This window comes from Paraburkholderia sp. BL6665CI2N2 (assembly GCF_004366535.1).
GTDB lineage: Bacteria > Pseudomonadota > Gammaproteobacteria > Burkholderiales > Burkholderiaceae > Paraburkholderia.
Genome location: NZ_SORC01000001.1, coordinates 6949136 through 6961334, shown reverse-complemented (window position 1 = coordinate 6961334; position 12199 = coordinate 6949136). Strand labels below are relative to the sequence as shown.

The following is a 12199-nucleotide window of genomic DNA, read 5'->3' as shown; positions in this document are numbered from 1 at the left end:
CGTTTCAGGCGATGAATCCCGCGGATGACGTGTTCTTCTGCGTGCTTATCTGCTTATCCGATTACTGATTCGCAGACTCAAGCCGCTACGGTTTCCGACGCCGCCGCTGCGCCGGCATGACCGCCGACGAGGCAATGCTTGTGGGCGACGTGATATTCGAACTCGTCCCAGTAGTGCTTGAGCATGCCGCGAACCGGCATGGCCGCTGCATCGCCTAGCGCGCAGATCGTGCGGCCCATGATGTTTTCAGCAACCGAGTTCAGCAGATCCAGATCTTCCGGACGGCCGAGCCCATGCTCGATACGATGCACGACGCGGTACAGCCAGCCCGTGCCTTCGCGGCAAGGCGTGCATTGACCACACGATTCTTCGTAATAGAAATACGACAGCCGCAACAACGAACGCACCATGCAACGCGTCTCGTCCATGACGATGACCGCGCCTGAACCGAGCATCGAGCCGGCCTTGGCGATCGAGTCGTAGTCCATGTCGGTCTGCATCATCATGTCGCCCGGAATCACCGGTGCCGACGAGCCGCCAGGAATCACGGCTTTGATCTTCTTGCCGCCGCGCATGCCGCCGGCGAGTTCCATCAGCGTGGAAAACGGCGTGCCGAGCGGAATTTCGTAATTGCCCGGACGTTCGACGTCGCCGGCGACCGAGAAAATCTTCGTGCCGCCGTTATTCGGCTTGCCGATTTCGAGGTAATTCTGCGGGCCGATTGCGAGCAGGAACGGCACTGCGGCGAACGTCTCGGTGTTGTTGATCGTGGTCGGCTTGCCGTACACGCCGAAGCTCGCCGGGAACGGCGGCTTGAAGCGCGGCTGGCCTTTCTTGCCTTCCAGCGATTCGAGCAGCGCGGTTTCTTCGCCGCAGATATAGGCGCCGTAACCGTGGTGCGCATGCAGTTCGAACGAGAAGCCCGAACCCATGATGTTTTCGCCGAGGAACCCGGCGCGGCGAGCTTCGTCCAACGCCTGTTCAAAGCGTTTGTAGACTTCCCAAATCTCGCCGTGAATATAGTTGTAGCCGACCGTAATGCCCATCGCGTACGCGCCGATGGCCATGCCTTCGATCAGCGAATGCGGGTTGAAACGCAGGATGTCGCGGTCTTTGAACGTGCCCGGTTCGCCTTCGTCCGAATTGCAGACGAGGTACTTCTGGCCAGGGAACTGACGCGGCATGAAGCTCCACTTCAGACCGGTCGGGAAGCCTGCACCGCCACGGCCACGCAGACCCGACGCCTTGACGTCGGCGATCACCTGCTCCGGCGGAATCTTCTCTTCAAGAATACGGCGCAGCTGGGCATAACCGCCGCGCGCCACGTAGTCTTCGAGATGCCAGTTGTCGCCGTTCAGGCCGGCGAGAATCAGCGGTTTGATGTGACGATCGTGTAAAGACGTCATTTCGAAAGTTCCTCGAGCAGCTGGTCGATCTTCGCGCGGCTCATGAAGCTGCACATGCGATGGTTGTTCACCAGCATCACCGGCGCGTCGCCGCACGAACCCATGCACTCACCTTCTTTCAGGGTGAACTTGCCGTCGGGCGTGGTTTCGCCGAAGTCGATGCCGAGCTTCTGCTTCAGATATTCAGCAGCGCTGTCCGAGCCGCCGTCCGGGCCGAGCTGGCACGGCAGGTTGGTGCAGAGCGTGATCTTGTATTTGCCGACCGGCGAGGTCTCGTACATCGTGTAGAAGGTAGCCACCTCCTGCACGGCGACTGCCGGCATGCCGAGATAGTCCGCGACGAACTGCATGAGTTCGGGCGTCAGCCAGCCATGCTCTTCCTGAGCAGTGGCCAACGCCGACATCACGGCGGACTGTTTCTGATCGGCGGGATACTTCGCGATCGCGCGATCGATTTCTTTCAGGCCTTCAGCTGAGATCATTTTCAGACACGACTCTTTCAATTCCTACCGAACGAAAACCTGTCGCGCGCTGCATGATGCGACAGACCCGGCGTTCCTTTGCTTGACGCGCGCTTCGGTGCAATCTGAAGGCGCGCTCTGATGAATACGTCCTAGCGATCCACTTCGCCGAACACGATGTCCTGCGTGCCGATGATCGTCACGGCGTCGGCGATCATGTGACCGCGCGCCATTTCATCGAGCGTGGACAGGTGCGCGTAGCCCGGTGCGCGGATCTTCAGGCGATACGGTTTGTTGGCGCCGTCGGAAATCAGATAGATGCCGAACTCGCCCTTCGGATGCTCGACCGCGGCGTATGCCTCGCCTTCCGGCACATGGAAGCCTTCCGTGAAGAGCTTGAAGTGGTGAATCAGCTCTTCCATGTTCGACTTCATGCCCACGCGCGACGGCGGCGCAACCTTGTGATTGTCGATCATCACGGGGCCGGGATTCTTACGCAGCCACTCAATGCACTGTTTCACAATGCGTGTGGACTGGCGCATTTCTTCGACGCGTACCAAATATCGGTCATAACAGTCGCCGTTGACCCCCACCGGGATGTCAAAATCGAGCTTGTCATAGACCTCGTACGGTTGCTTCTTGCGCAAATCCCATTCGATACCCGAACCGCGCAGCATCGCGCCGGTCATGCCGAGATTCAGCGCGCGTTCCGGGCTGACCACGCCGATACCGACCAGACGTTGCTTCCAGATCCGGTTGTCGGTAAGCAGCGTTTCGTATTCGTCGACGCACTTCGGGAAACGCGTGAAGAAATCGTCGATGAAGTCGAGGAGCGAACCCTGACGGTTCTCGTTCATCTTCGCCAATGCCTTGGCATTGCGAATCTTCGACGCTTTATATTGCGGCATTGCGTCAGGCAGATCGCGATAGACGCCGCCCGGACGATAGTAAGCCGCGTGCATCCGTGCGCCGGACACCGCTTCGTACACGTCCATCAGGTCTTCGCGCTCACGGAACGCGTACAGAAACACCGCCATTGCGCCGACGTCGAGCGCATGCGCGCCGATCCACATCAGGTGGTTCAGCACGCGCGTGACTTCGTCGAACATCACGCGAATGTATTGCGCGCGCACAGGCACCTCGATGCCGAGCAGCTTTTCGATCGCCATCACATAGCCGTGCTCGTTGACCATCATCGACACGTAGTCGAGACGGTCCATGTACGGCACCGACTGGATGAATGTTTTGGTTTCGGCGAGCTTTTCAGTCGCACGATGCAGCAGGCCGATGTGCGGATCGGCGCGCTGAATGACTTCGCCGTCGAGTTCGAGCACGAGGCGCAGCACACCGTGCGCTGCCGGGTGCTGAGGGCCGAAGTTGAGCGTGTAGTTCTTGATCTCTGCCATGGCGTTCTCTTAGTGTTTCAGACCGCCATAGCGATCTTCGCGGATCACGCGCGGCGTGATTTCTCGCGGCTCGATCGTCACAGGCTGATAGACGACGCGCTTCTCTTCCGGGTCGTAACGCATTTCGACATAACCGGAGACAGGGAAATCTTTGCGGAACGGGTGACCAATGAAACCGTAGTCAGTGAGGATGCGGCGCAGATCCGGGTGGCCTTCGAAGACGATGCCGTACAGATCGAATGCTTCGCGCTCGTACCAGTTGACCGAATTCCAGATTTCGACGACGGACGGCAGGATCGGCACTTCGTCGTCCGGTGCGAACACGCGCAGGCGCAGGCGCCAGTTGTTCTGCACCGACAACAAATGCAGCACGGCCGCGAAACGCGGACCGTCGTAAGCGCCTTCGGCGTAGGTTTGATAGTCGACGCCGCACAGATCCACGCATTGCTCGAAACCGAGCGAGCGGTCGTCGCGCAGACGCGTTGCCACGTTGAGGTAGTCGCCAGCCTTCACGACGATCGTCAACTCACCGATTGCTTCGCTGAGGTTCAGCAGGAGGCCGCCAAAGGCCGCCTCGAGGTTCGCTTTCAGGGTCTCGAGTTTGCTTGCCATATTGTGGGGGAGGCGTTGGCCTTATTGACGGGCGATTGTGTTGGTGCGGCGAATTTTGGCCTGCAGCTGGATCACGCCGTACACCAGCGCTTCCGCCGTGGGCGGACAACCCGGCACGTAGACGTCCACGGGCACGATCCGGTCACAGCCGCGCACCACCGAATACGAGTAGTGGTAATAGCCGCCGCCGTTCGCGCACGAGCCCATCGAGATCACCCAGCGCGGCTCGGCCATCTGGTCGTAGACCTTGCGCAGAGCCGGCGCCATCTTGTTGCACAGCGTGCCGGCGACGATCATCACGTCCGACTGACGCGGACTCGGACGAAACACCACGCCGAAACGGTCGAGGTCATAACGGGCAGCGCCCGCATGCATCATCTCGACCGCACAGCACGCAAGACCGAACGTCATCGGCCACAGCGAGCCGGTGCGCGTCCAGTTGATCAGTTTGTCAGCTGTGGTGGTGACAAACCCTTCCTTCAAGACCCCTTCGATACTCATTTGCTTTCCACTCCAGACGGGGCGGCAAGCCTTGGCCACCCACGCAAACCGGCGATTAATCCATCATTCCCAGTCGAGGCCGCCTTTCTTCCAGATATAGGCGAAGCCCAACAGGAATTCGAGCAGGAAAATCATCATTGCCATGAAGCCGGGCCAGCCGATGTCGCGCAGGGCGACGCCCCACGGAAACAGGAACGCGGTTTCAAGATCGAAAATGATGAAGAGAATGGCGACGAGGTAATAGCGCACGTCGAACTTCATGCGCGCATCTTCGAATGCTTCGAAGCCGCACTCGTACGGTGCGTTTTTCTCGGTATCGGGCTTGTTGGGACCGAGGATCTTGCCGATACTGACCAGTGCTACGCCTAAACCGGTGCCCACAACGAGGAACAACAAGACGGGGAAATAGGCTGCGAGGTTCAAGACTATCCTCAATCGGTTGGTTCTGAGTGCCGTCAGGAGCATAGCACTCCTGACGCGAAATCACTTCCGAAACGCACATGCCGCAAGCCCAACGCAAGCCGCACGCCAGAAGTGAAAATGCCAGCCGAAGCGAAGCAAGCGGCTGGCATTTAGATAACATTTTGGTGCCGACGGCGAGACTCGAACTCGCACAGCTTTCGCCACTACCCCCTCAAGATAGCGTGTCTACCAATTTCACCACGTCGGCACTGCATGCAATCCGGGAAAACAACTTATAAAACCCGCGAATCGCTTCAAGACTTAGATTGTAACTGGTCTAAACAGATTGTTCAACGCACAAAAGCACGTTTGAACGAAAATTTATTTCGGCACGTCGGTCGCCGGGACGGACGCAGCCGAGGCCGGCAAAACAGCCGAGCCACCTGCCGGTGCCGACGCAGCCGAGGCCGCGACCGGTGCAGTGACAGCCGCGCCCAGCACGCCTGCGGAAGGTTTCGCACGATACGCGCCGAGGTAAGTCAGCGTCAGCGTGGTGACAAAAAACACCGCTGCGAGCACCGCGGTTGTACGCGACAAAAAGTTCGCCGAACCGGTCGCACCGAACAGACTGCCCGACGCGCCGCTACCAAAAGCCGCGCCCATATCGGCGCCTTTGCCGTGCTGCAGCAAAACGAGGCCAATCACCCCAAGTGCCGACAACAGCTGAACGACGATAATCAATGTTTTCAAATACAGCATCACACTCACCTGAGTCTTTATTTAACCGCGCCACACACTGCGTGTTGCACGGGATGGGGTCATCCTCGCCAAGGCGCCCTGCTCAACCGGCGACGCTCGTTGCGGCCGCCGCCTTGCAGATCGCCAGGAAATCCTGGTCTTTCAACGACGCGCCGCCGATCAGGCCACCGTCGATATCCGGCTGGCGGAACAGTTCTTCCGCGTTCTCCGGTTTCACACTGCCGCCGTACAGCAACGGCACATCCGCCACCGCCGCGCCCTTTGCCGCCAGACGCGCACGCAGGAACGCATGAACCGCCTGCGCCTGCTCCGCGCTTGCGCTCTTGCCGGTGCCGATCGCCCAAACCGGCTCATACGCGACGACAAGCTTCGCCGCCTCTTGCACCGACAATTTCGCCAGCACTTCGTCCAGCTGCGTGCCGACCACCTGCTCGGTCGAACCGGCCTCGCGCTCCTCAAGCGTTTCGCCGACGCAAACGACCGGCGTCAGACCCGCTTCCAGCGCGCGCTGCGTTTTGACCGCAACCAGTTCAGCGCTTTCGCGATGATAGGCACGGCGCTCCGAGTGCCCGACGATCGCGAGCGTGGCGCCGAACTCCGCCACCATCGGCGCGGCCACTTCGCCGGTATAGGCGCCGTGCGTGAACGCTGATACGTCCTGCACGCCCCACACGACGCGGCTGCCGTCCAGCAACGATTGAGACTGCGCGAGATACGGACTCGGCACACAGACGCCGACGCGCACGTCGGCCGGCAATTCGCCCGCGCCTTGTGCCACCGCTTGCAACAACGCGGCATTCTCGGCGAGGCGCCCGTGCATCTTCCAGTTACCGACTACCAGCTTGGCTCGTTGTTTCGACATCGTCTCGTCTTGTCTTGGCGGCGGACTTCGTTTGCGCTTACAGTCCGCCTTTCGGTTTCATGCGGCGTGCGCAAAACGCGCAATTTTACTGCGTGGGGTGGATCGGGTCAAACCGACCTGTCAAGCGTCCTGACCCCAAGACAGTACGATCTTGCCGACATGCGTGCTGCTCTCCATCAGCGTGTGCGCATCGGCAGCCTGCGCGGCTGGAAATACGCGATGCACCACGGGCTTGATGCGCCCATCTTCGAGATGCGGCCATACGTGCTCTTTCAACTGCGCGGCAATCTTCGCCTTGAATTCGATCGGCCGTGGACGCAGCGTCGAACCCGTCACCGTCAAACGGCGGCGCAACACTTCGTTCAGATTCAGCTCCGCTTTCGCGCCGCCCAGCAGCGCGATCAGCACGATACGGCCGCCGTCCGCCAAGGCCGTCAGTTCGCGCGACACATAACTGCCCGCCACCATGTCGAGCACCACGTCGACGCCGCGATCGTTGGTCAGCGACTTGATCACTTCGACGAAATCTTCAGTCTTGTAGTTGATCGCGCGCTCGGCGCCGAGCGCTTCACATGCGCGGCACTTCTCGTCCGAGCCCGCGGTTGCGAACACGCGAAAGCCGAGCGCATGCGCAATCTGGATCGCCGTCACGCCGATGCCGCTCGAACCGCCCTGCACCAGCAGCGTTTCGTTCGGCGCGCCTTCGCCCTTGCCGAGTTGCGCACGGTCGAACACATTGCTCCACACCGTGAAGAATGTTTCGGGCAGCGAAGCAGCTTCGACATCGGACAATCCGGCCGGCACCGGCAAGCATTGCAGCAACGGCGCGACCGCGTATTCCGCGTAGCCGCCGCCGGCCAGCAACGCGCACACGCGATCGCCTACCTTCAGACCGAACGGGTTGTTCTTCTCGTCGATGTTTCCTTCGACGATTTCGCCCGCCACTTCCAGCCCCGGCAGATCCGACGCGCCCGGCGGCGGCGCATAGCCGCCCTTGCGCTGGAACACGTCCGGACGGTTGATGCCGGATGCGGCCACCTTGATCAGCACCTCGCCTGCTTTAGGCTGCGGCGTGGGCCGCTCAGCCAGCTTCAGGACTTCCGGCGCTCCGAATTCGGTGATTTCGATCGCTTTCATCTGCGTCTACTCCAAGATTGGATTGCGTTGCATGCCGGGATGAACAGGTAGAGTACCCGTTTCTAATTACCTGCAACGCAATCCACCCTGCAGCCTTCATAAAAAACGGCCGGCGCGCATTCGCGCTGCCGGCCGTTGTTCCGCTACCGCATTACTGCGGCGTCGGCTCGCCTTGCGGCGCGCCGCTTGCGCCATTCGCGCCTTCGTTCAGCAACGCCTTGGCCGACAAACGCACGCGGCCCTTTTCGTCCGTCTGGATGACCTTGACCTTCACTTGCTGGCCATCCTTCAGGTAGTCGTTGATGTCCTTGATACGCTCGTTGGCGATTTCGGAAATATGCAGCAGACCGTCCTTGCCCGGCAGGATGTTCACGATCGCGCCGAAATCGAGCAGCTTGAGCACGGTGCCTTCGTACACCTGGCCCACTTCGACTTCCAGCGTGATGTTCTCGATACGCTTCTTCGCTTCGGCCATCCCTTCGCTGCTCGTGCTGGCGATGGTGACGACGCCGTCGTCCGAAATATCGATCGTCGTGCCGGTTTCTTCGGTCAGCGCGCGGATCACCGAACCACCCTTGCCGATCACGTCGCGGATCTTTTCCGGATTGATCTTGATGGTGATCATGCGCGGTGCGTAGTCCGACAGCACCGTGTTCGCGCCCGACACCGCCGAGGTCATCTTGCTCAGGATGTGCATACGGCCTTCTTTCGCTTGCGCGAGGGCGACCTGCATGATTTCCTTGGTGATGCCCTGGATCTTGATGTCCATCTGCAGCGCGGTCACGCCTTGTTCCGTGCCCGCCACCTTGAAGTCCATGTCGCCGAGGTGATCTTCGTCGCCGAGGATGTCGGTCAGCACGGCAAACTTGTTGCCTTCCAGGATCAGGCCCATGGCGATGCCGGCGACGTGCGCCTTCATCGGCACGCCGGCGTCCATCAGCGCGAGGCAGCCGCCGCACACCGAAGCCATCGACGAGGAACCGTTCGATTCCGTGATTTCCGACACGACGCGGATCGAGTAGCCGAATTCGTCGGCGCTCGGCAGGCATGCAGCCAGCGCGCGCTTGGCCAGACGGCCGTGACCGATTTCACGGCGCTTCGGCGAACCGACGCGGCCCGTTTCGCCGGTCGCAAACGGAGGCATGTTGTAGTGGAGCATGAAGCGTTCGCGGTACTCGCCTTCGAGCGCGTCGATGTTCTGCTCGTCGCCCTTGGTGCCCAACGTGGCCACCACCATCGCTTGCGTTTCGCCGCGCGTGAACAGTGCCGAACCGTGGGTACGCGGCAGCACGCCGGTACGGATTTCGATCGGGCGCACGGTGCGCGTGTCGCGGCCGTCGATACGCGGTTCGCCGTTCAGGATCTGCGTACGGACGATCTTCGCTTCGATATCGAACAGCACGTTGCCGACGGTTGCCTTGTCGGCCGCCACCGTGCCGCCCGCGGCAGCTTCTTCTTCCAGCTTCTTCGACGTCGCCGCGTAGACTTCCTTCAGCTTGGCCGAACGGGCTTGCTTGTCGCGCAGTTGATACGCAGCCAGCAGGTCGGCTTGCGCCAGTTCCGTCACGCGTGCGTTCAACGGCTCGTTCTTCGCCGCCGGTTGCCAATCCCATTCCGGCTTGCCGCCTTCACGGACCAGATCGTGGATCGCGTCGATCGCGATCTGCATTTGCTCGTGACCGAACACCACGCCGCCGAGCATCACTTCTTCGCTCAGTTGCTGTGCTTCCGATTCCACCATCAGCACCGCGCGTTCCGTACCGGCGACGATCAGGTCGAGCGCCGATTCCTTCATTTGCGGACGCGTCGGGTTCAACACGTATTCATTGTTGATGTAGGCCACGCGTGCTGCGCCGACCGGGCCGTTGAACGGCAGACCGGACACGGCGAGCGCCGCCGACGCGCCGATCAGCGCGGGGATGTCAGCGGGGATTTCGGGGTTCAGCGACAGGACGTGGATCACGACCTGAACTTCGTTGTAGAAGCCTTCCGGGAACAGCGGACGCAGCGGGCGATCGATCAGGCGCGAGATCAGCGTTTCGCCTTCCGACGGACGGCCTTCACGGCGGAAGAAGCCACCCGGAATCTTACCGGCGGCGTAGGTCTTTTCGAGGTAGTCGACGGTCAGCGGGAAGAAGTCCTGACCCGGCTTGGCGGTCTTGGCGCCGACCACGGTGGCCAGCACCACGGTATCTTCGACGTCGACGATCACGGCACCGCTCGCCTGGCGAGCGATTTCGCCGGTTTCGAGGCGAACCTTATGTTGTCCCCACTGAAATTCTTTGACGATCTTATTGAACATAGTCATTGCTTTTCCTCTTCGTAATGCCGCGCGGACCAGAAGCGGCGCGGCAACGCCAGGACCGGCGCCGCATGGGAAGAGTAGTGTTATGCCATTCCAGAGAACCACGCCTTACGATGAGTACGCGCGAACCGCTGGAATGACACAAAGCTCCGCCCCTGAAGCCCGGCCGTGAATCCCTTCTTTACTGCCTGCTCTACTGCCTGATTACTGCTTCGCTGCTCCCGCCGCATGAACCGGCACGCTACTGCGGAGAACAGCCGGCGCGCATCACATGAAGCGCACCGTGCAAAAACAAAATGCCTGTATCAGTGGAACTGACACAGGCATCTTGCTGAACGACTGGCCGATTACTTACGCAGACCCAGCTTCTCGATCAGTGCGCGGTAACGATCCGCGTCCTTACCCTTCAGGTAGTCGAGCAGCTTACGACGGCGGCTCACCATGCGCAGCAGACCGCGGCGGCTGTGGTGATCTTTCGTGTGTGCCTTGAAGTGAACGGTCAGTTCGTTGATGCGGGTCGTGAGCAGCGCGACCTGAACTTCGGGGGAGCCGGTGTCGTTGGCTGCGCGTGCGAATTGCGCAACGACTTCGGACTTCTTGCTTGTTTCAACTGCGGACATGTCGATTTCCTTAAGAACTAGACAGGCGGTCACGGAAGAAAGGCCGTGCCGTGGGTTACCCGTATTTGACACGCCCTGGATACAGGCTTGCCTCATAACGGGACGCGTATTGTAGCACAGCCGATTCCGGCCGCGAACCCGGCTGTGCCGGGCGATGGCGCGCGCCCGATCCGCATTACGGCCGCTTCATCTTGCAGACGGTCGGCAAGACGGTGCGCTCGGGCGGCAACGCCAGCACCGTGCGAAACCCGTAGCCAGAGCCTTCATTATCGAAATGCACGCCCGGCGTGCCGGCCTTGTCCATCTCCATCACGTAAAGGGGCTGAATCAGTTGATGGTCGTCGGCGCGCATCCGCGAGGCGTGAAAGCCGTTGTCGAAGCGGATTCCTTCCAGCGCTTTCGCCACTGCCGTCGGGTCGGCGCTGCCGGCGCGGGTCATCGCCGCGGCCAGGGTTTCGAGCATCAGCGGCATGCGCAGCACGGAGTAATCCTCCTGCGCGGCCGGGAAACGGGTCCGGAAGGCCGCGTACCACGCGTCGGACGCCGCGCCGCCGACGTTCGGATGCCAGTCGGCCACCGCAATCACGTGACCGACGCCGGCGTCGCCCAACGCTGCCGGCGCGCCGAGGCTGTTGCCGTAGAAGGTGTAGAACTTCGTGTCCAGCCCCTGCTCGCGCGCGGCCTTGACGAGCAGCGTCAGATCGTTGCCCCAATTGCCCGTGATCACGGCGTCCGCTCCGCTCGCGCGGATCTTGGCGATATACGGCGCGAAGTCCTTCACGCGGCCGATCGGATGAAATTCGTCGCCGACGACCGCGATGTCCGGACGCTTCGTCGCCAGCGTCGAGCGCGCGAGGCTGCTGACGTCGTGCCCGAAGCTGTAATCCTGGTTCAGCAGATAGACCTTCTTCACGGCCTTGTCGCGCTGGATCACGTCGGCCAGCGCATCCATGCGCATGCCCGCGTGCGCGTCGAAGCGGAAATGCCAGAAGCTGCAGTTGCCGTTGGTCAGCGCCGGGTCGTCGGCGGAATAGTTGAGAAACAGTTCGCGGTTGCCCGGTTCTCGACGGTTCTGCTTGTCGATCGCGCCGATCAGCGCGGCGGCGACCGCCGAGCTGTTGCCCTGCATGATGTAGCCGATACGGCGGTCGGCGGCCGCGCGCAGTTGCGTGAGCGCTTCTTCGGTGCCGCCTTTGCTGTCGAGCACGACCAGTTCGAACGGATGCGCGCCGTCGGCGAGCTTCACGCCGCCATGCGCATTGACCTGTTCGACGCCGAAGCGCAGGTTGCGCTCCACCGCCGCACCCGCGTTGGCGAACGGGCCCGACATGCCTTCGATTAGCGCCAGCTGGATCGGCGCGCCGGCGGCTTTGCTCGCGGGTTTTGCCGCTGCGTTTGCCGCCAGGCTAGCCGCTGGGCCGGCCGCCGCGTTAGCCGCCTGGTTAGTCGCCGTCGCGCCCGGCTCGCTTGCTGCATACGCAACCGCTGCCGCTACGGCCATCGACACTGCCGCCAGCGCCGCTGCCGCGCTCCGTTGCCACTTCGCCATCGTCATCGCCCCGCCTGCCTGGTGAAAGCGCGGATCATAGGTCGTTCAACATGGAATAAGCAAGCTGGCGCAAGCGTTGTCGTATTGCCGGGCCGGCTCTGCACGCAGCGCAATCTTTTGCCGCAGCGCGTGTCAAAATAATGCGTCTCGATGATAAAAACCGCTACTCAAACGCCATC

The 12199-nt window shown here is 61.3% G+C and carries 12 protein-coding genes and 1 tRNA gene; all 13 read right to left on the bottom strand.

Going from position 1 to position 12199, the window contains the following annotated elements:
- Positions 1 to 77 precede the first annotated feature (77 nt).
- Positions 78 to 1406, bottom strand: a complete 1329-nt coding sequence (gene nuoF / locus B0G81_RS31225) for an NADH-quinone oxidoreductase subunit NuoF (RefSeq protein WP_116142448.1) — start codon at positions 1404 to 1406, stop codon at positions 78 to 80.
- A complete protein-coding gene (gene nuoE, locus B0G81_RS31220) occupies positions 1403 to 1888 on the bottom strand; it encodes an NADH-quinone oxidoreductase subunit NuoE (RefSeq protein WP_106280364.1) in 486 nt (161 codons plus the stop codon). Before nuoE ends, nuoF begins: the two co-directional genes overlap by 4 nt.
- Positions 1889 to 2019: 131 nt before the next feature.
- Entirely contained in the window at positions 2020 to 3273 is a 1254-nt protein-coding gene (locus tag B0G81_RS31215) for an NADH-quinone oxidoreductase subunit D (RefSeq protein ID WP_134140702.1), read from the bottom strand.
- Positions 3274 to 3282: 9 nt separating this feature from the next.
- Positions 3283 to 3885 carry an NADH-quinone oxidoreductase subunit C gene (locus B0G81_RS31210; RefSeq protein ID WP_106280363.1) on the bottom strand — a complete coding sequence of 201 codons (603 nt, stop codon included), beginning with the start codon at positions 3883 to 3885 and terminating at the stop codon, positions 3283 to 3285.
- A 21-nt stretch (positions 3886 to 3906) separates the two neighbouring features.
- Positions 3907 to 4386, bottom strand: coding sequence for an NADH-quinone oxidoreductase subunit B (locus B0G81_RS31205; protein WP_006052903.1), 480 nt, complete (start codon positions 4384 to 4386; stop codon positions 3907 to 3909).
- 63 nt (positions 4387 to 4449) lie between these two features.
- Positions 4450 to 4809, bottom strand: a complete 360-nt coding sequence (locus B0G81_RS31200) for an NADH-quinone oxidoreductase subunit A (RefSeq protein WP_013339872.1) — start codon at positions 4807 to 4809, stop codon at positions 4450 to 4452.
- Between the two features lie 162 nt (positions 4810 to 4971).
- A tRNA-Leu gene (locus B0G81_RS31195) sits at positions 4972 to 5056 on the bottom strand.
- Between the two features lie 113 nt (positions 5057 to 5169).
- Positions 5170 to 5547 (bottom strand): preprotein translocase subunit SecG, encoded by a 378-nt coding sequence (gene secG, locus B0G81_RS31190; RefSeq protein ID WP_095419939.1) that lies wholly within the window; start codon positions 5545 to 5547, stop codon positions 5170 to 5172.
- An 82-nt stretch (positions 5548 to 5629) separates the two neighbouring features.
- A complete protein-coding gene (gene tpiA / locus B0G81_RS31185) occupies positions 5630 to 6409 on the bottom strand; it encodes a triose-phosphate isomerase (protein ID WP_116142450.1) in 780 nt (259 codons plus the stop codon).
- Between the two features lie 120 nt (positions 6410 to 6529).
- Complete coding sequence (locus B0G81_RS31180; protein ID WP_106280359.1) at positions 6530 to 7546, bottom strand: NAD(P)H-quinone oxidoreductase; 1017 nt, start codon at positions 7544 to 7546, stop codon at positions 6530 to 6532.
- A gap of 151 nt (positions 7547 to 7697) precedes the next feature.
- On the bottom strand, positions 7698 to 9854 hold the full coding sequence (gene pnp / locus B0G81_RS31175) for a polyribonucleotide nucleotidyltransferase (protein ID WP_208328570.1): 2157 nt from the start codon (positions 9852 to 9854) through the stop codon (positions 7698 to 7700).
- Positions 9855 to 10198: 344 nt separating this feature from the next.
- The gene (gene rpsO, locus B0G81_RS31170; protein WP_011487489.1) at positions 10199 to 10471 is read right to left on the bottom strand and encodes a 30S ribosomal protein S15; all 273 of its coding nucleotides are present in this window, start codon (positions 10469 to 10471) and stop codon (positions 10199 to 10201) included.
- 175 nt (positions 10472 to 10646) lie between these two features.
- Entirely contained in the window at positions 10647 to 12026 is a 1380-nt protein-coding gene (locus tag B0G81_RS31165; RefSeq protein WP_134140698.1) for a branched-chain amino acid ABC transporter substrate-binding protein, read from the bottom strand.
- Positions 12027 to 12199 lie beyond the last annotated feature (173 nt).